This is a genomic window from Dolomitihabitans soli, assembly GCF_022213955.1.
Classification (GTDB): domain Bacteria; phylum Actinomycetota; class Actinomycetes; order Streptosporangiales; family Streptosporangiaceae; genus Streptosporangium_A; species Streptosporangium_A soli.
On the sequence record NZ_JAKNTW010000036.1, the window covers coordinates 110535 to 132460 of the forward strand.

17 protein-coding genes and 2 pseudogenes are annotated in these 21926 nt (G+C 70.2%); 4 read left to right on the forward strand and 15 right to left on the reverse strand.

The features are described from left to right. Positions 1-38 precede the first annotated feature (38 nt). The gene (locus MBA17_RS42615) at positions 39-1349 is read left to right on the forward strand and encodes a hypothetical protein (protein ID WP_238503633.1); all 1311 of its coding nucleotides are present in this window, start codon (positions 39-41) and stop codon (positions 1347-1349) included. Between the two features lie 110 nt (positions 1350-1459). Here the strand turns inward: MBA17_RS42615 and MBA17_RS42620 are convergent, their stop codons facing one another. The 3 genes from MBA17_RS42620 to MBA17_RS42630 all read right to left on the reverse strand — a co-directional run bounded on the left by MBA17_RS42620 (position 1460) and on the right by MBA17_RS42630 (position 4515). Then, positions 1460-1666, reverse strand: coding sequence for an EF-hand domain-containing protein (locus tag MBA17_RS42620; RefSeq protein WP_238503634.1), 207 nt, complete (start codon positions 1664-1666; stop codon positions 1460-1462). A 107-nt stretch (positions 1667-1773) separates the two neighbouring features. Next, on the reverse strand, positions 1774-4050 hold the full coding sequence (gene secD, locus MBA17_RS42625; RefSeq protein ID WP_238503635.1) for a protein translocase subunit SecD: 2277 nt from the start codon (positions 4048-4050) through the stop codon (positions 1774-1776). A 72-nt stretch (positions 4051-4122) separates the two neighbouring features. Next, a complete protein-coding gene (locus MBA17_RS42630; protein WP_238503636.1) occupies positions 4123-4515 on the reverse strand; it encodes a hypothetical protein in 393 nt (130 codons plus the stop codon). A gap of 184 nt (positions 4516-4699) precedes the next feature. On the opposite strand from MBA17_RS42630, the gene MBA17_RS50785 reads away from it, so the two are divergent. Then, positions 4700-5695: a DNA polymerase ligase N-terminal domain-containing protein gene (locus MBA17_RS50785; protein WP_238503637.1), complete on the forward strand. Its 996-nt coding sequence runs from the start codon at positions 4700-4702 to the stop codon at positions 5693-5695. Here the strand turns inward: MBA17_RS50785 and MBA17_RS42640 are convergent. The 9 genes from MBA17_RS42640 to MBA17_RS42680 form a co-directional block, all read right to left on the reverse strand. Beyond that, the gene (locus tag MBA17_RS42640; protein ID WP_238503638.1) at positions 5641-6435 is read right to left on the reverse strand and encodes a cytochrome d ubiquinol oxidase subunit II; all 795 of its coding nucleotides are present in this window, start codon (positions 6433-6435) and stop codon (positions 5641-5643) included. The genes MBA17_RS50785 and MBA17_RS42640 overlap by 55 nt on opposite strands. A gap of 640 nt (positions 6436-7075) precedes the next feature. Further along, positions 7076-8779 (reverse strand): carbohydrate-binding protein, encoded by a 1704-nt coding sequence (locus tag MBA17_RS42645; RefSeq protein ID WP_238503639.1) that lies wholly within the window; start codon positions 8777-8779, stop codon positions 7076-7078. Positions 8780-8855: 76 nt separating this feature from the next. Then, positions 8856-10835 (reverse strand): glycoside hydrolase family 127 protein, encoded by a 1980-nt coding sequence (locus MBA17_RS42650; RefSeq protein ID WP_238503640.1) that lies wholly within the window; start codon positions 10833-10835, stop codon positions 8856-8858. A gap of 18 nt (positions 10836-10853) precedes the next feature. After that, entirely contained in the window at positions 10854-11672 is an 819-nt protein-coding gene (locus MBA17_RS42655; RefSeq protein WP_238503641.1) for a carbohydrate ABC transporter permease, read from the reverse strand. Beyond that, a complete protein-coding gene (locus tag MBA17_RS42660; protein WP_238503642.1) occupies positions 11669-12649 on the reverse strand; it encodes a carbohydrate ABC transporter permease in 981 nt (326 codons plus the stop codon). Before MBA17_RS42660 ends, MBA17_RS42655 begins: the two co-directional genes overlap by 4 nt. A 26-nt stretch (positions 12650-12675) precedes the next feature. Further along, positions 12676-13938, reverse strand: coding sequence for a sugar ABC transporter substrate-binding protein (locus tag MBA17_RS42665; RefSeq protein WP_238503643.1), 1263 nt, complete (start codon positions 13936-13938; stop codon positions 12676-12678). A gap of 67 nt (positions 13939-14005) precedes the next feature. Continuing rightward, the gene (locus tag MBA17_RS42670; protein WP_238503644.1) at positions 14006-15034 is read right to left on the reverse strand and encodes a LacI family DNA-binding transcriptional regulator; all 1029 of its coding nucleotides are present in this window, start codon (positions 15032-15034) and stop codon (positions 14006-14008) included. 293 nt (positions 15035-15327) lie between these two features. Then, entirely contained in the window at positions 15328-16578 is a 1251-nt protein-coding gene (locus tag MBA17_RS42675; protein WP_238503645.1) for a cytochrome ubiquinol oxidase subunit I, read from the reverse strand. A 245-nt stretch (positions 16579-16823) separates the two neighbouring features. Continuing rightward, positions 16824-17948 (reverse strand): sensor histidine kinase, encoded by a 1125-nt coding sequence (locus tag MBA17_RS42680; protein ID WP_238503646.1) that lies wholly within the window; start codon positions 17946-17948, stop codon positions 16824-16826. 573 nt (positions 17949-18521) lie between these two features. Between MBA17_RS42680 and MBA17_RS42685 the strand changes: the two are divergent. After that, positions 18522-19556, forward strand: a pseudogene (locus MBA17_RS42685) (RNA polymerase sigma factor); the annotation flags it as partial. Positions 19557-19662: 106 nt separating this feature from the next. Here MBA17_RS42685 and MBA17_RS42690 read toward each other — a convergent pair. Next, complete coding sequence (locus MBA17_RS42690) at positions 19663-20589, reverse strand: helix-turn-helix transcriptional regulator (protein ID WP_238503647.1); 927 nt, start codon at positions 20587-20589, stop codon at positions 19663-19665. 40 nt (positions 20590-20629) lie between these two features. Between MBA17_RS42690 and MBA17_RS42695 the strand changes: the two are divergent. Further along, positions 20630-21031, forward strand: a pseudogene (locus tag MBA17_RS42695) (adenosine deaminase); the annotation flags it as partial. Positions 21032-21034: 3 nt separating this feature from the next. Here the strand turns inward: MBA17_RS42695 and MBA17_RS42700 are convergent. After that, positions 21035-21490, reverse strand: coding sequence for a hypothetical protein (locus MBA17_RS42700; RefSeq protein ID WP_238503648.1), 456 nt, complete (start codon positions 21488-21490; stop codon positions 21035-21037). A gap of 152 nt (positions 21491-21642) precedes the next feature. Then, positions 21643-21926: hypothetical protein (locus tag MBA17_RS42705; RefSeq protein ID WP_238503649.1), on the reverse strand; the 284-nt coding region annotated here is incomplete at its 5' end.

The following is a 21926-nucleotide window of genomic DNA, read 5'->3' on the forward strand; positions in this document are numbered from 1 at the left end:
TGAGTAGATCTTTAGGCTGGCCGGGGAGCTTGGTAGAAATGCGCTGGAACTTCCGCAGAATCCTCGCCGCCGGGGCGGCACTCACGATGCTGGGCATCGCCGTGCCGACAGCGGCCTACTCCGAGGACGATCCGAGCAGTTGCACCGAACTGCTGGAAGAGGACACTCCGGCCTACGTGTACTGCAACTGGCTGGCCACCCCCGAGGAGGCCAGGAAGACCGCGATGTTCTGGCTCATCAACGATGGTGAGAACCTCAAGGCCGCCGAGCCCCTCCCCCCGGTCGTCGTCGACTGCACGGACCCCGCCAACACCTGCCCCGAGCCCGGAGGCGCAGACACGACGCACGGCGAAGGCGACGGCCTGCCCGAAGACTACGAGGAGCCCGAAGGCGCTCCCGAGTGCGACCCGCCCGGCACCGAGTGCTCCAAGTCGCCCACCGACGTCGAGGTGACGGCCGCAGAGGTCAAGGCCGCCACCGACACCGCCGACGGCAAGGCCGTCTCCGCCGCCAAGGCCGCCGGGATGCGCGTCTGGGTGGACACCGAGCTGGCCGACGACTGGAAGGCCGGCACCGAGCAGTTCACCGCCGCCGTGAAGCGGGTCGGCGCGCTGGCCGCCCAGCCCGGCGTGACCGGCATCAGGTTCAGCTCCCAGCTCGGGTACGGCGCGACCTTCGCGAACGCCGAGGAGATCACCAAGTTCGTGACCGCCGCCTCGGCCGCCCTCCGCTCCGCCGCCCCCGGCAAGAAGCTCGCCGTGCACACCCTGGTGCCCGAGTTCGGCTGCGGCACCAGCGACGCGTGCAGGACCGAGATGGCCAAGAAGTATCCGATGCTCGCCCCCGACCAGGTCGGGTCGTACGTGACCTCCGGCGCCATCGACCAGCTCGCCCTGGACAGCGGCCTCGCCCGCACCGAGTACACCCCCTGGAAGATCAGCGCCGAGAAGGTGCTGCGCAACCAGTGGATCCAGGTCAGGGCCCGCGCCTGGGACGCCTACGCGCACATCGCGGCCGAGGACGCCGGCTTCGCCGGTCCCACCTCTTCCCAGCTCACCGCCAAGCAGGCCACCGACGCCATCGCCGAGCGCATCTCCCGCACCCTGATGGACGACGGCGCCGAGACCGTGACCCTCTGGACCCGCTGGCAGGACGCCGAAGGCAAGGTCTACCGGGTCCTCGGCGACAAGCACGCCGCCAACCCCACCTGGGACCAGCTCGCCAAGCTGACCGCCGTCAAGCCCCGCCTCTCCACCCTCTACAACCCCGCGACCCCCGAGGTGGACACCGCCACCGACCTGAAGAAGCTCGCCGAGGTCTTCAGCCAGGTGTACCTCACCTCAGCCTGACTCCCTCCGCACCCACGGCCATGAAGCGACGGCAGGCGAACCGCCTGCCGTCGCTTCGCTGTGACGGCAGGCCGCCCGCTTCGCCTGGCCCTCGGCCGTGCGCAGCCGAGTCAGCTCAGGTAGGCGGCGAACTCCTCCAGGGAGATGAGGCCGTCGCCGTTCTGGTCGAGCTTGCCGACGGCGATCCGGGCGGCGTCGGTCGTGATGGGCTGGCCGAGGACCTCCATGAGGCGGGCCATCTCGCCGGCCGAGATGAGGCCGTCGTTGTCGGCGTCGACCAGGTCGAAGGTCGCGGCGTAGTCGCTCAGGTTCGCCATGGGTGGCCGCCTTCCGGGCACAGGGGATCTCGATCAGAGGCACCTTAGCCGGTTTCGCGGGGATTGCGCGGGCCGCCCGCCGTACCGGTGGGCGGCCCGCAGGGGTGTCAGACGACGGCGCCGGAGCCCTCGCGGGGGCGACGGGTGCGCTTCTTGGGGGGTTTCGGCGGGGGCGTGGAGCTGCGGGCCTCGAACTCGATGGCCAGCGGGCCGGCCACGAAGGCGGAGGACACGGTGCCCACCAGGATGCCGATGACCAGGGCGATGGCGAAGTCGTGCAGGGAGTCGCCGCCGAAGAAGGCCAGGGCGGCCAGGATGAAGAGGGCGCCCAGACCGGTGTTGACCGTACGCGGGATGGTCTGCAGGATCGCGCTGTTCGTCACCTTGGCGAAGGGGGTCTTCTGGCTCAGCCCCCACATCTCCCTGACGCGGTCGAAGACCACCACCTTGTCGTTGACCGAGTAACCGATGACGGTGAGGATCGCGGCGAGGAAGACACCGTCGATCGGCTTGCCCAGCCAGGCGAAGACGCCCACCACGGCGGCGACGTCCACGAAGAGGGCGAGCACGGCGGCGGCGCCGAAGGTCCAGCGGAAGCGGACGGCCAGATAGAGGAGCTGGGCGGCGAGGGCGACGCCGAGGGCGATCAGGGCGTTGCGGCGGAGTTCGTCGCCGAGGCTCGGGCCGATCAGCTCGTCACGCTGCTTGGTCACGTCGCCGGCCACGGTGGACAGGGCGGATTCGATCTTGACGACGTCGTCGCTGGAGATCTGCCCGGTTCGCACGGAGATGTCGTCACCGGAGGTCTGCACGACCGCGCTCGGGAACCCGGCTTCGGCGACCGCCTCGCGGGCGGCGTCGGCGGTGACCGGTGAGCCGGTGGAGTACTCCACGATGCGGCCGCCGGTGAACTCCACCCCGAAGTTCAGCCCGCGGGAGAACAGCCCGGCCCCGCCGAGCACGACGACGAGTCCGGCGATGGCCAGCCAGCGCCGCCGGTGCCGCATGAGGTCGGGATTGCGCGCGGTCAGCCACTGGCGGACCCTGCCGATGCTGCCCAGGCCCGAAATCATCGGCCGGCGCTGTACGGCCCGCAGGCTGACGGCCCACATGGCGAGCACCCGGGTGATCAGCATCGCGGAGATCAGCGACGCGATCACACCGATGCTGAGGGTCACGCCGAAGCCCTTGACCGGACCGGAGGCCAGGAAGAACAGCAGCCCGGCGGCGAGCAGCGTGGTGATGTTGGAGTCGGCGATGGCGCTCCACGCGTTGCGGAAGCCCTTCTCCAGCGCGGCGCGCAGACCCCGGTCCGGATTCTCCTCGAACTCCTCCCTGGCGCGTTCGAAGACCAGCACGTTCGCGTCGACGGCCATGCCGATCGCGAGCACGAAGCCGGCCAGGCCGGGGAGGGTCAGGGTGGCGCCGAGCGCGACCAGCGCGGCGTACGCGATGAGGCCGTAACAGGCCAGCGCCACGGTGGCGAACAGGCCGACGAGCCGGTAGATCACGATGATGAACAGCGCGGTCAGCAGCACGCCCACGACGGCGGCCTTGGCGCTGGCCTCGATGGCGGCGGAGCCGAGCGTCGGGCCGACCGTGCGCTGCTCGACGATCTCGACCGGGACGGGGAGCGCGCCGCCCTTGATGAGCACGGACAGGTCCTGGGCCTGCTCGTTGGTGAAGGAACCGGTGATCTGGGTGGAGCCGCCGGGGATGCCCACATTGCAGGCGACGCCCTCGTTCACCTGCGGCGAGGAGATCACCTCGTTGTCGAGCACGATCGCGATCCGCCGCTTGGGGTCGCCGACGCCGTTGCAGGCGGCGTCGCCGGTCAGCTTCCGCCAGGCGTCGCCGCCCTGGTCGCGGAAGTCGATCGTGACGAACCAGCCGCCGCCCTGCTGCGGGTCGATGCCGGCCTGGGCGTCGCTGACGCCCTCACCGGTGAGCCTGACGGGGCCGAGCAGCAACCGCCGGCCGTCCTCGTCGGGGAGGACCTGCTCGCCCTTCTTCGGCTTGGTCGACTGGTCGGCTTCGCTGATGACGGGGTGGAAGGTGAGCTGGGCGGTCTTGCCGATGACGTCGGCGGCCTGGCGCGGGTCCTGCACGCCGGGCAGTTCGACGATGATGCGCCGCTCGCCCGATCTGGCGAGCGTGGGTTCGGCGACGCCGAGGGCGTCCGCGCGTCTGCGCAGCACCTCCAGGGTGCGGTCGGTGGCCTCCGCGCTGGTCTTGACCGTCGGGGAGTCCTTGGTCTCGAAGACGAGCTGGGTGCCGCCGCGCAGGTCGAGGCCGAGGCGGGGAGCCATGGAGATGGCGAGTACGAGTGAGGTCACGATGACGGCCAGCGCCGCTATCGCGCGCACCACGGGGGCGCGTGACATGGAAGCCTCCACAGGCTGAAGTGGCCCGGCGCGCTTGTTCGTGCTCGCGCGGGCGCAGGAGAGGGCCGAGGGCTACCTGTGGAGAGGGGGAGCGCGTCCCGGCATGATGCGCAGCCTGGCGAGCGGTCGCGTCTGCTCCTCGCCCGGCGGCGTGCTGCGGAACCCGCGCGGGACGCCGAGGTCGCGCCGGCCGGCGAGGAAGACGGCCGGCCCGTGCCCGCCGGCGGCGGTGGCCTGCGCGCCGGTCGTGAACGCGTGCTGCGGCCAGCCGGTGGAGACGCGCGTGCCGTGGTCGGCCGGGCGGCTGGCCACCCTGTCCTGTCCCGGCCCGCCGGGCATCGCACGCAACGCGACGGGTGTGGGGACGCCGACCCCGCCGACCAGGAGCATCGACACCAGCAGACGCAGCAGTCGCCCGGCCAGCGCCACCTGGCGCTGGGGATGAGGCGATGACTGCGGCCGCACGTGCTCCTCCAGAAGGCTCGGCGGATCAGTCCACCGTAGCCCACGGCGCTGATAGGAGCCCGGTCTGCGGGGTACTTGGGTGCCTCACCGGGAGGTGACCGCATGAGACTGACGTCGACCTCGGCCCTGTTTCGCCGGAGGAGTCGTCGGCGAGGGCCGGTGACAAGTGGGTAAGAACAATCACGTGGCGGACAAGCTTGAGCAATACCGAGGTAAGCGCGACCCCGGGCGCACCCCCGAACCGGTCCCCCCGGAAGGCGTGCTGCCGCACGGCGACGACGACACCTTCGTGATCCAGGAGCACCATGCCCGTTCCCTCCACTGGGACCTGCGACTCGAACGCGGCGGCGTGCTGGTCTCCTGGGCGATCCCCAAGGGCATCCCGCCCGACCCGGCCACGAACCACCTGGCCGTGCACACCGAGGACCACCCGATCGAGTACGCCACCTTCGAGGGCGAGATCCCGAAGGGGGAGTACGGCGGCGGCACGATGACGATCTGGGACCGGGGCACCTACGAGACCGAGAAGTGGAGCGACCGCGAGGTCATGATGGTGCTGCACGGCTCCCGCGTCTCCGGCAGGCACGTGCTCTTCAGGACGCACGGGAAGAACTGGATGATCCACCGGATGGATCCGCCCGCCGGGTCCTGGCGACCGCCGCCCCAGGTGTCTCCCATGCTGCCCGTGACCCGTGCCCGCCTGCCCCGCGCCCGCGACGAGTTCGCCTACGAGTTCGCCTGGAACGGGTTGCGGGCGCTCGCCACGGTCGAGGGCGGACGGCTGACGCTGCGCTCGGACAAGGGCAAGGACATCACCGACGCCCATCGCTGGCTGCGGCCGATGGCCGAGCCGTTCGGCAGCCGTGCGCTGGTGCTCGACGGCGAGGTGGTCAGCATGGGCGGCACCCGGATCTACATCTGCCACGACCTTCTCTACGACGACGGGGAGGTGCTGCTCGACGAGCCCTGGTCACAGCGGCGCGGGCGTCTGGAGGCGTTGTCGCTGAACGGCGCGCGCTGGCAGACCACGCCGTCCTGGCAGGGGGAAGGACAGGGGCGCGACGTCCGGCAGGCGGCACGTGACCAGGGGTTACCCGGGGTCCTGGCCAAACGGCTCGACGCTCCCTACGAGCCCGGAGAGGAGTCGGCGGCCTGGATGTACGTGCCCAGCGGGTCGTGAGAGCCCGCCGTCACCCGCTGCCCGAGCACCCGCCAGAGCCACACCTGCGACGCCACCAGGAACGGGGTCACCGCCAGGATCACCGGCACGAGCAGTGCCAGCGACTCCGGACCCGCCGCCGACTCCACCAGCGGCAGCCGGGTGCCGGCGAGGACGACCAGCGCGACCATCGCCGCCGTCGTCAGCGCGAACGCCGCCCCCTCGCCGGAGGCCCCCGACAGCCGGCGGGCCCGCTCCCTGAGCGTCCCCCGCAACCGGAGCGCCGCGAACGTCAGCCCCTGCGCGCCGAACAGCCCCGCCACCACGACCATGGCCGGGGCCCACGCCAGCCCGGAGATCGCGGAGAAGATCGCCCCCCAGCTCAGCACCACGGTCCAGCTCCCCGCGACCACCGCCGCGTCCCAGAGCGTCTCCCAGGCCACTCCGTCGATCCGGCCGCGCAGCCAGAGGCCCATGTCCCTGAGCATCCAGCCCAGCAGCAACGTCACCACGGCGGTGTGGTTGCCGCTCAGCAGTTCCCCTTCGAGCAGGGGGAAGGCGCCCGTCAGGATGCCGGCGGTCGCCACCAGCCACACCTCGTTCGCCAGGAAGACGGGCGTGATCGCGCCCCTGACCGTGCCCCGCTCCCGCCTCGTCCGCGCCAGGTACGGCAGCGCCATCCCGACGCCGATGTCGGCCCCGCCCAACACGAAGTATCCGGCCGCGTAGAACGCCAGCACCCAAACCGCGAGCATCTCCATGCGCCAACCTTCGAGCGCGCCCACCGCCCGGCGCATCCCACCCGGGTACCCGCCGCCCTACCACCCTGGATGTGTCCCCCCGCGCTTCGTACTCCTCTGGAAGCACAGCCCCTCTGGAAGCACAGGCCGGTACGGCAAGCCACCCCGGCACTCCGCGCCGTAGGCGGTCGCGGTGTCCGGGTCCACGGCACTCGGCCGTGAGTGGCCGACCGCCGCAACGCCCCGCCCCCTCTGGAAGCACAGCCCCTCTGGAAGCACAGGCCGGTACGGCAAGCCACCCCGGCACTCCGCGCCGTAGGCGGTCGCGGTGTCCGGGTCCACGGCACTCGGCCGTGAGTGGCCGGCCGCCGCAACGCCCCGCCCCCTCTGGAAGCACAGCCCCTCAGGAAGCACAGGCCGGTACGGCAAGCCACCCCGGCACTCCGCGCCGTAGGCGGTCGCGGTGTCCGGGTCCACGGCACTCGGCCGTGAGTGGCCGACCGCCGCAACGCCCCGCCCCCGGCCATGCCCTTCGGTCCAACCCGGACGGGTGAGCTCCGCCGTACCTTCCCCCCACAAGAACCCGCTCCCCGCACCCCGTGGAGGCAGTTCGCCTCGGCCGCGCTCCACTCGTTGTGGAGCGCGGTTCGGGGGTGGTCACTCAGATGAGCTCGATGTAGTCCAGCTCGGCGTATCCGGTGCCGCCCGCGAAGAACGGCGACCCCTTGGCCAGGCGGATCACGTTGTAGCCGGCGCGCAGGGTGACGGCGGTGCTGATCGTGGAGCCGAACTGCCCCCAGCCGGCGGTCGGCGGGTAGCTGACGGTGGTCCAGGCGCCGCTGTTGTAGGCCAGGCCCTGGGTGGCGGTGGCGCCGGTGCCGTTGGCGTAGCCGATGGTCATCGTGTACGAGCGCGCGGTCGGCACGTTGACCACGAAGTCGACGTAGCTGTCGGTCCGCGGCGTGCCGGAGTTGTCGATCCGGCCGACGTAGCCGCCGCCCGACGCGCTGGTGCCGCTCAGCCGTTCGGCGCGGAACACCGAGGCGTTCTCGGCCTCATAGCGCCGCTGGTAGGCGGGCACCCCGCTGGCCGGTTCCACGACGAGCTGGTAGGCGCTGGTGGCGGACATGTTCGGCACGGACACGCTGAGCTGGCCGCCGCTGACCGTCCGGGTGCCGGTGGAGACCGTGGTGGGCGTGGTCACGGCGGTGAAGCGCCCGTTGGACGGGGTGGACAACAGCGTGACGCGGACGTTGGAGCCGAGCGCGCCGAGGCCGGTGAGGTTGACGGTGTTGGTCCCCGCCTCGTTGCCGAACACCACGTTGACGATCTTGCGGGTGCCGTCGTAGGAGGCGAAGCCGTCGAGGCCGGTCTGGGAGCCGGGAGTCGTGGCGACCATGTTGCCGGCCATGTCGCCGTACCACTTGTACAGCCACCAGGCGCCGGTGGGCTGGTTGTTGTTGACGACGAGGCCGTTCATCGTGCCGTACTCGTACCAGAAGGCCCGGTGGGCGGACTCCACCCTGCCCCGCTCCAGCTTGGCGACGTAGCTGGCGATGCGGCCGGGCACGTCCACCTCGGCGGGGGCGGCGTACTCGTTGATGGAGACGCGGCGCGGGCTGATGCCGAGCGAGGACTCCAGGTTGCGGTAGTCGGCGAGGTCGGAGGCGATCCTGTCCGGGTTCACCAGCTCGTGCCAGCAGATGATCTCGGGCAGCGTGCCGGTGTCGCGCGCGCGGGTGAGGAAGGACTGCATCCAGGAGCGGTTGTAGGTGGCGGTGCTGGGGCCGACGATCGGGGTCGAGGGGTCGAGGGCGCGCACCGCGCGGAAGGTACGGACCCAGGCGTCGTTGAAGTTGCCGGCGGCGGCGGTGTTCCAGGTGTAGTCGGGCTCGTTCCAGAGCTCCCAGCCGATCACGTTGCTGACGTTGGTGGCCGACAGGCGGGCGTTGACCATGGTGGTGACCTTGGCCAGCCAGTCGTCCCAGCTCACCCACCGGTACGGGAAGTCGGGGTAGATGTCGGGCATGCGGATGAACTGGCCGGCGCCGACGCGGGTGGCCTGCGGGGCGATCAGCAGGGCGTCACCGCCGGGCGGCTGGCCGTTGGGGCGCTGGCCGACGCCGGGGGCGGGCTGGGTCAGCGAGTTCACCTTGATGGGTAACAAGGTGGAGTCGGCCGGCCGGGAGTTCTCCGCCAGGCCGTACAGGCCGCCGGACGCGGCGTGCGTGACGGGGCGGAACGGCTGGGCGACGTTGACGGTCAGGGTGGCGCCGGCCGCGGCGGCCGGGGGTGCGGCGGTCAGCAGGGTCGCGGCCGTGGTGATCAACACCACGGCGAGGGCCGAAGCCCGGGGTCTGCGCATCTTTCCATCTCCTTGTGGTGGTTTGCCGGATGTGACGGGTGAGCCCTGCTGCCGGTCCGCGCGGGACCGGCCGGGGTCATGACGTGGGGGGCGCGGGCAGCCAGACGCGCATGCTCGACGGCCCGCGCCTGGCCCACGAGTGGTAGGGCCGCAGCGGCACGTCGAACCACCCGCCGGACTCGCCGGACTCGCCGGGCTCGCCGGACCCGCCGGACCTGCTGGACTCGCCGGGCTCGCCGGGCTCGCCGGGCTGGGTCGGAGCGGTCGCGGGCGCGTAGGGCCAGGGGCGGTCGGCGTGTGCGGGCAGCCGGCCGCGCACCAGCGCGCCGCCGGAGTCCGCCCGCGGCGGTGTCAGGGGGTCGATCACCAGGGCGTCGAGCGCGTCCGGGCGCGGAAGGTCGTGCGACTCGACGCACAGGACCTCGGGGCCGCGCTCGACGGCGACGCAGCCGCGTACGGCGTCGATGCGGGGATCCGGCCGGGTAAAGCGGGGTTCCATCGGCAGGTCGAGGGTGATGACCTCCCCTGACCGGAAGGCTCGCCGTACGGTGACCGGGCCGGGACCGACCGGCCGCTCCCGCCCGTCCTCGATCAGCCTGGCCCCGGCCGCCCAGGCGGGAACCCGCAGCGAGAGGGCCCAGGGCGCGGGCTCGTCGGCTGCGATCCGGACCCGAATCGTGCCGCTCTCGGGGTAGTCGGTCTCGACGTCCGCGGCCACCTGCCTGCCGTCCGGCAACTCGGTGCGGATGGTGCAGGGGGCGTACTGGTGGATCTGGAGGCCGTCGTCGTCAGTGGTGGCGAGGTAGGCCCCGAGGCCGGCCAGCGTCCTGGCGACGTTGGTGGGGCAGCAGGAGACGTCGAACCAGGCGGCGCGGACGCCCGCCTCGGCGCGCGGGCTCACCTCGTTCTCGTCGGCCGGGTTCCCGGGCGCGCGCTGGTGCAGGGGATTGGCGTAGAAGAACGCCCGGCCGTCGGGGCTCGGGGAGGTGGCGACGACGTTGTAGAGGGTCCGCTCGATCAGGTCCGCGTACCTGACGTCGCCGGTGGCGAGGAGCAGGCGCCAGGACACCATGATCGAGGCGACCCCGGCGCACGTCTCGCAGAAGGCCCGGTCCGGCGGCAGCTCCCAGTCCTCGCCGAACCCCTCGTCCTGGTGGCGCGAGCCCATCCCGCCGGTGATCGCGGTCCGGCGCTCGACGACGCGCTCCCACTGCCGTTCCACCGCGCGCAGCAGGTCGTCGTCGCCTCGTTCGACCGCGACGTCCACCGCCGCGGCAGTGAGGTAGAGGGCGCGTACGGCGTGGCCGCGCCAGACGTCGGCCTGCCGGATCGGGATGTCGTCCTGGAAGTAGGCCCGGCCCAGGGGGATGTCACGGAGTGTGCCGTGGCCGCGGCGGTCGAGGAACAGGCGCGCCTGCTCGACGTAGCGGTCCTCGCCCAGCGCCCGGCCGAACTCGGCCAGGCCGACCTCGATCTCCGGGTGCCCGCAGATCTTGGGCAGGCCGTCCGCGCCGAATGTCCGGCACACGTGGTCGGCGGCCCGCCGTGCGATCCGCACCAACTCGTCCTCGCCGGACGTGCGCAACCGCGCCACTGCCGCCTGCAGGAGGTGGCCGGTGTTGTAGAGCTCGTGCCCCATCTCCAGGTCGCTGTAGCGGGGCGGCCGGCCGCCGTGCCCGAAGCAGGTGTTGAGGTAGCCGTCCGGGTCCTGCGCCTGGCCGACGCGCGCGGTGAGCCGCTTGATCGCCCACTCCGCCTCCGGGTCGCCGGTACGGCCCGCCTCCCAGGCCAGGGCCTCCAGGAGCTTGTACACCTCGGAGTCGGAGAACGGCCAGCCGGGGCGGTCGGGCGAGGTCGTCCCGTCGGCGACGCGGTCGAAGTTCGCCAGCCAGCCGAGGCGTTCCATCCACGACTCGCAGTGGGACAGCGTCGCCGTGGCGTTGACGGCCTGGCGGACGCCCCAGAACCCGCCGGTGACGGACACCTGCGCGAGCCCGAGGGGGTGGGCCGGGCCGCGTGTCGGCAGCACCGGGCAGGCCGTCGTGCTTTCGGTCATGTCGTGGCCTTTCAAGTGTCAGTCCTTCACCGCGCCCGCGGTGACGCCGGCGGCGATGTAGCGCTGCGCGAGGATGAGGAGGAAGGCTGCGGGGATGGACGCGATCACCGCGGTCGCCATGATCGAGTTCCACTGGGTGGTGTTGTTGCCGATGTAGCGGAAGATGCCGAGCGTGATCGGGATCACGTCGCTGTTGCGGTTGAGGGTCGACGCGAAGATGAAGTCCGACCAGGCCCACAGGAAGGCGAAGAGCGAGACCGTGATCACCGAGTTGCGGCTCAGCGGCAGGACGACCGACCGGAACGTCCGCCAGGTGCTCGCCCCGTCGATCTGGGCCGCCGCCATGAGCTCACTCGGGATGCCCGCCATGAACGCCCGGAAGAGCAGCACCCCGAACGGGACGGCCAGCGTCGAGTCGGCGACGATCAGGCCGCCGATGGTGTTGAGCATCCCGAGCCTGATGTAGATGGTGTAGAAGCCCATGGCCATGACCACGGCGGGGATCATCTGCGCGACGAGGAGCAGGAAGTCGATCGCGCGGGTGCCGCGCGGCCGCAGCTTGGCCAGCGCGTAGCCGGCGGGCAGGGCCACGATCAGGGTGAGCGCGACGGTCCCGAGGCCGACGAACAGGCTGGTGGCCAGGGCCGGCAACTGCTGGCCGAGCGCGGCGGCGTAGCCCTCGAACGTGGGGTCCCAGGGGAACCAGTGGGGCGGATCCGCCCGCATGTCGCTCGTCCTGGTGAGCGAGACGTTGACCATCCAGTAGACCGGGAAGAGCATCAGCCCCACCAGGACGACGCCCAGTGCGGTCTTCCACCAGGCCTTGTGCGCGGTCATCGGTGGTCCTCCTTGCGCCGCAGGTGTACGTGCACGAGACCGGCGGCGAACGCGATGAGGATGAGCAGGTTTCCGACGGCCGCCGCCGGGGAGAAGTCGGGCTGGCCGGTGCCGAACGCCTCGCGGTACGACCAGATGGCCAGCGTCGTGGACGCGTCCGCGGGGCCGCCCCTGGTCATGATCCAGATGATGTCGACGACCTTGAGCGTGTAGACCAGGCCGAGCAGCAGCGTGATCGCCGACACCGGGCGCAGCAGGGGGAAGGTGATGCGCCAGAACCGCTGCCACGCGTTCGCCCCGTCCAGGCCGGCGGCCTCGTACAGGTCGGCCGGGACGCTCTGCAGCCCGGCGTACAGGATCACCAGGTTGAACGGGATCCCGAGCCAGATGTTGGCGATGGTCACCGACAGCAGCGAGGTGTCCGGGGAGGTGAGCCAGTTGATCTGGCCGATCCCGAACGCCTGGAGGGCCGCGTTGACGATGCCGTTCTCGCTGTTGAGCATCCAGGACCAGGTCGAGGCGGAGACGATCAGGGGCAGCAGCCACGGCACGAGGAACATCGCGCGCAGCACCGCGGACAGGCGGAAGTTGCGGTGGAAGAAGACCGCCAGGGCCAGGCCGAGGGCGTACTGGACGGCGATGGACCCCAGCGTGAACAGCGCCGTGTTCCCCAGGGCCCGCAGGAAGGTGGCGTCGGAGACGACGGCCAGGTAGTTGGCCGGTCCGGTGAACTCCGGGTCGCCGCGCACGAACGCGCGAGGCGTGTAGTCGTGCACGCTGAGCTCGATGTTGCGGTACAGCGGGTACGCGTAGAAGGCGAGCAGGTAGACGATGAGCGGCGCGAGGAAGGCCGCGGCCGTCCACCGCGGGCGCTTGGGAGGTCGCGCGAGGCGCCGGTGGCCGGCGGTCCTCTCGCCCGCCTCCGGCCTTCCCGGGCCGCGGAGGGCCGGAGGCGCGCCGGTGCTGGGAGATGTCATCGGTGAGTCCTGCCTGCGCGGGCGGCTCAGCCGCCGATGGCCTGCCTGGTCTGGGCCTGTGCCTGCTTGAGCGCGTCGGCGGGGGCCGCCGCGCCGCTCAGCGCCTTCTGCACGGCGGTCCACAGGGCCTCGGAGATCTTCGGGTACTTGGTCCCGAGGTTGTCGCTGGTACGGCCCTGGGCCGATCGGACGGCCTCCACCCACGGCTTCAGGTCGGGCTGCCGCGCGAGGATCGCCTGTTGCCCGTCGGCGGTGGAGGGGATGTAGTAGGCGAACGTCGTGCCGGTCTCCACCAGGCCCTCGGGCGTCGTCATGCAGTTGAGGATCTTCTTGGTGGCGGTGTATCGCTGGGTGTCCTTCTGCACCGGGACCGTGATGAACTCGCCGCCGGTGGGGGTGGGCGCGGCGCCGCCGTCCTTGGCGGGGATCTGGACGATGCCGGTGGGGAAGTCCGCCTTGGCGGAGCTGTCGATCTGCCAGGTGCCGTTCTCGGCGAAGGCGAACTCGCCGGTGAGGAACTCCTCCCACGTGGTGTTCTGGGAGTTGCTGAGGACCGAGTTGGGGGCGATGCCGTCCTTGACCCACGAGTTCCACAGCTCCAGCGCCTCGATGGCCTGGGGTGAGTCGAGCTGGGTGAGCTGCGCGCCGGCGCCCCAGAACCAGGGCAGGAACTGGAACGAGCCCTCCTCGGTGCCGATGGCCGCGAACGTGATGGGCTTCTTGCCCGCGGCCTTGACCTTCTTCAGCGCCGCGGTGAGCGAGGTCCAGTCCTTGATCGAGTCCGGTGCCACGCCGGCCGCGTCGAGGATCTTCTTGTTGTAGTACAGGGCGAGGGTGTTCGCGCCGATGGGGATGCCGTAGGTCTTGCCGTCCAGTTCTCCGGCGGCGATGAGGTTCTCGTCGAACCGCGCCGTGTCGAGGCCGAGGTCGGACATCGCGCTGAGCATCCCCGCGTCCGCGAGCGTCGAGACGGCGGGGTTGTCGAGGAGGATGACGTCGGGGGCGTTGCCCTCCTGTCCTGCGAGCAGGGCCTGGTTGGTCAGCGCGGTGGTGTCGTAGGCGGTGCGCTGGATGGTGACGCCGGCCTGCTGTCCGCAGGCGTCGACCCGCTTGGCCCAGGCGGACGAGGCGTCGTGCTGCGGGTAGGGGTCCCACCACGCGTACGCGCCGCTCCCGGTGGTGGCGGTGCCTCCTTGCGGCGGTGCTGACGCGCAGGCGGTCAGGACGGACAGAGCCAAGAAGGCGGTTCCGAAGCCCGCCGCCCTGATGGGAAGCGACGTACGGTTCATCCTGAATCCTCCGTAGTTAGCGCTCACATTGAGCGTCGTCGGACGGTACGAGGGCTGCCGCCCGGTCTCAGGGGGCGGTCGGGCGAGGGGGTGCGGTGCTTTCGAGCGACACCAGTTCAGGAGAGATGAAGCGCACGACGAACGGCTCGTTCCTGGCCGCGGGCGACTCCACGCGGCGCACGAGCTGGCGCACCGCCATCGAGCCGAGGCGGTCGGGTGCGCTCTCGATGAACGAGTAGGACAGGGAGAACGTCGCGGCGAACTCGGCGGAATAGCGCCCGATGACCGACAGGTCGTCGGGCACCCGCAGTCCGCGCTGGTAGGTGACGGAGGGCAGCGCCGCCGCGGCCGCCTCGTTGTTGATCAGGAGGCCGGTCGCGGACGGGTGAGCGTCGAACAGGCCGTTGAGCAGGCGTCCGACGGCCGGCTGCCGGGACTCGCCGTACACCGCGTGCAGGGTGACGCCGCGTTGCCGCGCCCGTTCCAGCGCGGCGTCGCGCAGCCGCCACACGTACGCGCCGCCCCGCTCGACCACGTGCTCCGGTTGCGAGATCAGGATGAGCTCGCGGTGGCCGAGCCGGTGGAGGTGGTCCACCATGACCCGTCCGGCCTCCTCGAAGTCGAGGTCGAACACGTCGAGCCCCGCGCAGTCGCCCGGCAGGCCGACCAGGGCGCCCGGCTGCGGCGCGGCGCGCAGGATGGGCAGCCTCAGATCGTCCTGGGCGATGTTCATCAGGACGACCCCGTCCACCATGCGCGAGTCGGTGATGCGCTGCAGCGCCCGCGCGCCGTCGGCCTCGGTGACCAGCAGCGTGTCGTAGCCCAGGTCGCGGGCGGTGTCCGTGACGCCCAGGATGTACTGCATCATCGCCGGCGCGAACTCGTCCTCGTGGAACTGGGCGAGCAGACCGAGGACCTTGGTCCGGGAGGTGGCCAGCGCGAGGGCGCCCGCGTTCGGCGTGTACGCCAGCGCCGCGGCCGCCGCGAGCACGCGCTCGCGGACCTCCTCCGAGATGGGCCGCTTGCCGGACAGCGCGTAGGACGCCGTGCTGCGGCTCACCCCGGCCTCCCGGGCCACATCTCCGATCGTCGCCATTCCCACCTCCTGCGTCGAACCGGTTCGACGATTGTGCCGACAACTTCTGGGATCGCTGCCGAATCACACGGTCAAGCACGCGTCATTCCCGCAGCGCCTCGGGTGGTGTGCCGCCCGCGCCGCAGAACTCAGCGAACCGGTTCAACGATGTCGCTCGACTGTTTCCCAGCGGACACCTCGCGTCAACGGCCGAATTGCGGACGATATCGAACCGTGACATTCCGGAAGCAATCCCGCCGCTGCGAAACGGACATCGCCTCAGCAGGCGACGGGCGTGGCGACCGGCTTCCTCCTCAGAGGGTCATGGCGGGTTCGGGGCTGGGGGTCATCGTGCCGCCGAGGGCGACGGTCTCCGGGGCACGGCGGGCGTGCCGTACGAGCATCCAGGTGTTCACGACGATGATCAGCGCGAACATCGTGGTGAACCCGGCCAGCGACAGCAGCAGCTGGGAGCCGGGCAACGGCGAGAGCGCCTCCGCCGTGGTGAGCTCGCCGTAGACCACCCACGGCTGCCGTCCCATCTCCCGGAACACCCACCCGGCGATCATGGCCACGAACGGGATCGGGATCATCCACGTCAACAGCAGGTGCCACAGCCGGAAGCGGCTGACCACCCTGGGGAAGAACGCCAGCAGCATGTTGGGCCCGGCGACGAACAACAGCAGCGCGAAGGCGATCATCATGATCATCCCGCCGGACTGCACCCACCCGGCGGGCGGCACGTAGTCACCGGGACCGTGCGTGGCGACCATCGCGGCCTGGAGCTGGGCGATCTCCACGGAGTCCCGGCCCCAGACCGCCAGCTTCATCTCCTGCGCCGACTCGAACTGCAGCCCGCCGAAGGTGGCGGTCACCATCACGGCGGGCAGGGTCACGAACACCCCGATCCGCAGCGACTTGCGGAACAGCTCCTGCTCGTTCGTCCGCCGCCGCAGGTGATAGGCGCTGACCCCGGCCATGAAGACGGCCCCGACCAGCAGCCCTCCGCTGACCACGTGCCCGAACGCGGCGATCGCGGCCGGATTGGTGAGCACCGCCACGGCGTCGGTGAGCCGCATCACGCCGTCCACGACCTCGAAGCCCACCGGGTTCTGCATGAAGCCATTGGAAACCAGGATCCAGTACGCCGAGGCGTACGCGGTGAGGGTGACCACCCAGATGGCGGCCAGATGCGCCCACCGGTTGAGCCGTCCCCAGCCGAAGATCCACAGGGCGAGGAACGTCGACTCCAGGAAGAACGCGACCAGCGTCTCCATCGCCAGCGAGCCGCCGAACACGTTCCCGGCGAAATGGGTGAGGCCACTCCAGTTCAACCCGAACTGAAACTCCATCACCAGGCCGGTGACGATCCCCATGGCGTAGTTGACGACGTAGAGCTGACCCCAGAACCGGGTCATCCTCAGATGGACCGGGCTGCCGGTGAAGGTCGCGTGGGTCTGCGTGATCGCCACCAGGGTGGCGAGCCCGAGCGTGAGCGCCACGAACAGGAAGTGTCCTCCGGCGGTCAGCGCGAACTGCAGCCGAGCGAGGTCGATGGTCTCCATACCGGGCAGGGTCCACGGACGGTCGTCACCGCCGCGTCCACCTGGGCAGGGCTTCGCCGTACTCCAGAAGTTGTCGGTTGACGGCCGGCCGTACTCCTGAGGTGGTGAATAGGGGGGCTTTGTGGCGATTTGGCTGGGTGGGTGGGGCGGTCGTGGGCGGCGTGAACCGGGCGGGTCGGGGGCGGTAGGCGGGGACGAGTTGTGGCGTTCAGGTGGTGAGCGGGCCCTGGAGGGGGGCGTGGCGTTCAGGTGGTGAGCGGGAAGGTCGCGGTGACGCGGAAGCCGCCGTCGGGGCGCGGGCCGGCGTCAAGGGTGCCGCCGAGGGCCTGGGCGCGTTCGCGCATGCCCTTGATGCCGTAGCCGGGGACGCCGGGGGAGACGCCGGGGCCCTGGTCGTCGATCCGCAGGCTGAGCGTGTCCGTGCCGTAACCGATGTGGACGCTCGCCGCGTTCGCTCCCGAGTGCCGGGAGACGTTGGTGAGGGACTCCTGGACGATCCGGACCGCCGCCAGGTCGATCTCGGCCGGCAGCTCTCTGGCCTGGCCCGCCACCTCGGTGGCCACGTCCAGCTCGGTGCGGTCGATCAACTCCTGGACGCGGGTGAGCGAGGGCGCGGGGGCGACGGGGGTCGCCTCGTCCACCTGACGCAGCACGCCGAGCGTGGCCCGCAGTTCGCGCAGGGTCTCCTTGCTGGTCGCCTTGATCGCGGTAAGCGCGATCTCCGCCTGCTCAGGGCGTTCCCGCAGCCGGTGCAGCGCCGCGCCGGCCTGGACGTTGATCAGCGAGATGTTGTGGCCGAGGACGTCGTGCAGCTCTCTGGCGATCCGCAGCCGTTCCTCGACGGTCCGGCGCATGGCCTCCTCCTCCTTGGTCCGCTCGGCCTCACGTACGCGTTGCTCGGCCTCCTGCAGGTAGGCCCGCCGGTTGTGGGTGACGCCGCCGAAGGCGACGACGGCGATCATCCAGCCGGTGATGAGCAGGAACTGGCTGTCGTCCACATGCCTGACCGAGGTCCGCACCTCGCCGAGGGCGATGCCGAGCACCAGCAGCGTCGCGATGATCAACGCGGCGAGCACGTGCCCGAGGTCGGCGGCCGAGAAGAGGGCCACCAGCGCCGCGACCATGACCGGCCCGTCGAGCGCGGCCAGCGGATAGTAGGTCGCGCAGGAGATCACGATGACGCCGAGTACGGCGAGCGGCCGGCGTCGCCGGAACAGCAGGGCGGTGGCGATGACGAGGGGGATCGCCACGTCCCACGCGTTGAGCGAGACGTCCGGGTTGGCGTGCCAGGTGGCGACGGTCCCCCCGAGCACGCCGACGATCGTCAGTCCGGTCAGCAGGTGGTTCGGCGGAATGGGAAACGGTCGCACAATTCGCCACTCTAGAGCGCATCCTCACTTCGGGGCGTGCGGTCGCTTCGGGGGGTGGTCGCTTCCGCGCGATCGTTGCCGGGGTCGGGCGGTCGCGTCGGGTGGGCGGTCGTCGCTTGGATGCGGTCGCTTGGATGCGCGGTCGCTTGGTGCGGTCGCTTGGAAGTGCGGTTGGTTGGATGCGCGGTCGCTTGGATGCGCGGTCGCCACCAGGGTCGCGCCCTTTCTCCAGCGGGTAGAGAACTTGTTGGGACGGATGGTCGTCTCACGTAGGGGAAGGGGGTGTGCCGCTTGGCTGAGAGGGGTTCGCGCTTGCCGCCGTGTGAGGTGTGTGGGTGGTGTGGTCCGTGGTACTCAGGGCGTGTTCGTTCCTCTCTCCGTGCGGCGTTACCGTGGAGAGGGCGCTGAAATGTGACATGCGGGAATCCGGAATGGCAGGTGAGACGTTATACGTCAGTACCGAAGTGCGGCCCGCTCGTCAGTGCGGCAGCCACGACAGATCAGGGTCCATTCGCCAGGAGGTATCCCGTGTCGCCTGCCAGTTCGACTCGTTCGATGTCGTCGGAGCTCAAGGAGTCCGACGAGAACCGGGTGCCTGAGCCCGCGAAGCCCGAGGAGGACGAGACCTTCGTCCTGGTTGACGGTGATGACGACGAGGTAGGGGGCGACGGCGAACCCGTAGCCCAGATCGCCATCGCCGGAGCCACCGCCGACCCGGTCAAGGACTATCTGAAGCAGATCGGCAAGGTGTCACTGCTCAACGCCGAGCAGGAGGTCGAACTGGCCAAGCGGATCGAGGCCGGCCTGTTCGCCGAGGAGCAGCTCGCCACCGACGCGTTGCCGGCCGATGTGCGCGCCGAGTTCGAGTGGATCGCCGAGGACGGCCGCAGGGCCAAGAACCACCTGCTGGAGGCCAACCTCCGCCTCGTGGTCTCGCTCGCCAAGCGTTACACCGGGCGCGGCATGCTGTTCCTGGACCTGATCCAGGAGGGCAACCTGGGCCTGATCCGCGCGGTCGAGAAGTTCGACTACACCAAGGGTTTCAAGTTCTCCACCTACGCCACCTGGTGGATCAAGCAGGCGATCACCAGGGCGATGGCCGACCAGGCGCGGACCATCCGGATCCCGGTCCACATGGTCGAGGTGATCAACAAGCTGGCCCGGGTGCAGCGCCAGATGCTCCAGGACCTCGGCCGCGAGCCGACGCCCGAGGAGCTGGCGGTCGAGCTCGACATGCCGCCGGAGAAGATCGTCGAGGTCCAGAAGTACGGTCGTGAGCCGATCTCCCTGCACACCCCGCTGGGCGAGGAGGGCGACAGCGAGTTCGGCGACCTGATCGAGGACTCCGAGGCCATCGTCCCCGAGGACGCGGTCAGTTTCGCGTTGCTCCAGAAGCAGCTCCACTCCGTCCTTGACACTTTGTCAGAGCGTGAGGCAGGAGTCGTGGCCATGCGCTTCGGGCTCACGGACGGCCAGTCGAAGACCCTCGACGAGATCGGCAAGGTTTACGGCGTGACCCGCGAGCGGATCCGCCAGATAGAGTCCAAGACCATGTCCAAGCTGCGTCATCCGTCCAGGTCACAGGTTCTGCGGGAGTATCTTGACTAGCCGGTGATGCGGGGCTCATGCGGGCGTGATGCGCCGCTCGTGGAACGAAGCGGGCGTACTACTGCGGGCGTGATGCGCCGCTCGTGCGGGGACGAAGCGGGCGTACTCATGCGGGCGTGATGCGCCGCTCATAGGGGAACGCAGCGGGCGTGCTCATGCGGGATGTGAAGCGGGCGCGATAGGTCGTGGCGCTCATGCCGAAGTGGGCCTTGAAGCGGCGGGCGAAGTAGTTCTGGTCCGGCCAGCCGACCACCTGACCGATCTCCGACACGCTCTGCCCGGTGTGCAGCAGCAGTTCGGCGGCACTTTCCGCGCGCCGCTGGGCGAGGTACGCCATCGGCGGTACGCCGGCGGCCGACTTGAACAGCCGCACCAGATAACCGGGCGCCAGATGAAGATCCTCGGCCAGCTCGGAGAGCGTCCACGGGTGGTCCAGCCGGGTCTCCAGCAGCCGCATGGCGAGCCCGACGGCGGGATGGGCCGGTTCGGCGACGCCGCCCCGCGCGGGGTCGGCCGCCCGCGCCAGATGGCTCAGGAAGAGCGACAGCCGGGCCATGACGTCCCCCCGGTACGGCGCGGCCGGCATGGCCCGCAGGTCGCCGAGCGCGTCGAGATGGACGAGGCACTCACCGATCGCGTCCTCGGTGAGGCGCGCCGTCAGCATTCCTCGGCGTTTCAGCAGGTAGGGGCCCGTCCAGAGCAGATGCCCCAGCAGCGGATCGGCCCTGGTCCAGGCGAGTTCCCGGTGCAGGAGCGCGGTGGTGAAACAGCAGTTGTAGACGTCGAGATCGTGACAGTCCTCGTACCCGTGCCAGACGCCCGGCCGCAGCAGAACCACGTCGCCCCTGCGCAGCCGCTGCCGGCCGGCCAGGGAGTGATGGACGCCCTCCCCGCCCAGGACCAGGGCGGCTTCCACGAAACTGTGCGTGTGGACCGGATGGTCGCCCTCGTGGACCCAGTGCCCGGCATAGGCCGGCGAGCCGTCCAGAAAGTAGAACAGCCCCCTGGCCTCGCCCACCGGTGGTTCGCCCATCTGACCAGGGTAATTGCGTGATCCTCCCAACGGTCATGGGGGTTACGGCGTCCGGATCATCGACGACATCGCCTTCTCCTCCGACGGCGAGGCTGAGCTCGGCAGGTTGGCGGCGTACGTCCGCGACCGCCGGATCCCGCTGGAGATGTGCCCGAGCAGCAATCTCCAGACCGGTGCCGCCCCGTCGATCGCCGACCACCCGATCGGCCTGCTCACCCAGCTTCGTTTGCGGGTCACCGTCAACACCGACAATCGCCTGATGAGCGGCACCTCGATGACCCGCGAACTCGCCCTGCTCGCCGACGCCTTCGGCTACGACCTGCCCGACTTCCGCGGGTTCGCCATCAACACGATGCAGTCCGCCTTCATCCCCTTCGACGAACGCCTGACCATCATCGGCAACGTCATCAAGCCCTGGTACGCCGACCAGCTGAAAGCCTGAGCGTCAGCTGCCCGGGCGTACGTACTGGTTGTATCGGGCCTGGCTGTGGTCGCAATACGTGCTGCACACCTGCACGAAGACAGTCGATATGGACTTGGAGCCGCGGCGGGTGAAGTTTCCGAAGTTGGTGCCGTCGTCGCCGCAGCCGTTGGTGTCCGACCTCCAGGCGCTGTACCCGTCGGTTCCGTCGGTGTGATACCAGTAAACCCGGGCCTTTATCGGAAGGTTGTCGCCGGGGCAGATGTCGCGCACCGTGAAGTTCCGAAAGGCGACCTTCGTCCGGCTGACGAAGTCGACGGTCGCCCGGACGGACCCGCCACCGTAGTCGCGGCCCGCCCCGCTCGTGAAGGGCTTCACGTGGGCGGAGGACACTCCGTCTCTCGCCTGCGCCGGGCTTGCCACCAGCAGCCCGCTCAAAGCTGCGATTCCCATCACGGCGCCCAGAATGCGTGTCTTCAACAGTCCTCCAGCAAGAAATATTTCGGTTGGTTCGGTTGGTTCGGTTGGTCGCGGGGCGTGAACTTCAGCCCTCCGCGTGGCCGGCGAGGTATCGCCTCGTGGCGGATCGCGATGAGAACGGCGATCGATGGTGCGGGGGCCCTGCCGGAGCGTCAGGTCCCGAAGGTGAACGTCCCGCGCAGGACGGTGCCTCGCCCGCTCCAGTAGCTCTCGTGAACGGCCCGGTAGGTGACGTCTTCGAAGCCGGGGAGCACCGCACAGGTGGCGCCGGGGTGCCGGATGTTGTCATCTCTGATGACGATGGGCTTTCCGATCACACCCGGGCGGGTCAGGGTCACCTCCACCCAGGCTGTCCCTGTGGTGTCATCCGCCCGGACGCACAGCTCGTTGGCAGGGTCGGCGTAGCGGACGATCCCGTCTCCGACATCCCGGTGAA

Coding starts and splice junctions, on each gene's coding strand:
- MBA17_RS42655 (WP_238503641.1), bottom strand. CDS start 11,672: ATGACCGCGCACAAGGCCTGGTGGAAGACCGCACTGGGCGTCGTCCTG.
- secD (WP_238503635.1), bottom strand. CDS start 4,050: ATGTCACGCGCCCCCGTGGTGCGCGCGATAGCGGCGCTGGCCGTCATC.
- MBA17_RS42665 (WP_238503643.1), bottom strand. CDS start 13,938: ATGAACCGTACGTCGCTTCCCATCAGGGCGGCGGGCTTCGGAACCGCC.
- MBA17_RS42645 (WP_238503639.1), bottom strand. CDS start 8,779: ATGCGCAGACCCCGGGCTTCGGCCCTCGCCGTGGTGTTGATCACCACG.
- MBA17_RS42690 (WP_238503647.1), bottom strand. CDS start 20,589: ATGGGCGAACCACCGGTGGGCGAGGCCAGGGGGCTGTTCTACTTTCTG.
- MBA17_RS42620 (WP_238503634.1), bottom strand. CDS start 1,666: ATGGCGAACCTGAGCGACTACGCCGCGACCTTCGACCTGGTCGACGCC.
- MBA17_RS42650 (WP_238503640.1), bottom strand. CDS start 10,835: ATGACCGAAAGCACGACGGCCTGCCCGGTGCTGCCGACACGCGGCCCG.
- MBA17_RS42640 (WP_238503638.1), bottom strand. CDS start 6,435: ATGGAGATGCTCGCGGTTTGGGTGCTGGCGTTCTACGCGGCCGGATAC.
- MBA17_RS42670 (WP_238503644.1), bottom strand. CDS start 15,034: ATGGCGACGATCGGAGATGTGGCCCGGGAGGCCGGGGTGAGCCGCAGC.
- MBA17_RS42660 (WP_238503642.1), bottom strand. CDS start 12,649: ATGACATCTCCCAGCACCGGCGCGCCTCCGGCCCTCCGCGGCCCGGGA.
- MBA17_RS42615 (WP_238503633.1), top strand. CDS start 39: ATGCGCTGGAACTTCCGCAGAATCCTCGCCGCCGGGGCGGCACTCACG.
- MBA17_RS42675 (WP_238503645.1), bottom strand. CDS start 16,578: ATGGAGACCATCGACCTCGCTCGGCTGCAGTTCGCGCTGACCGCCGGA.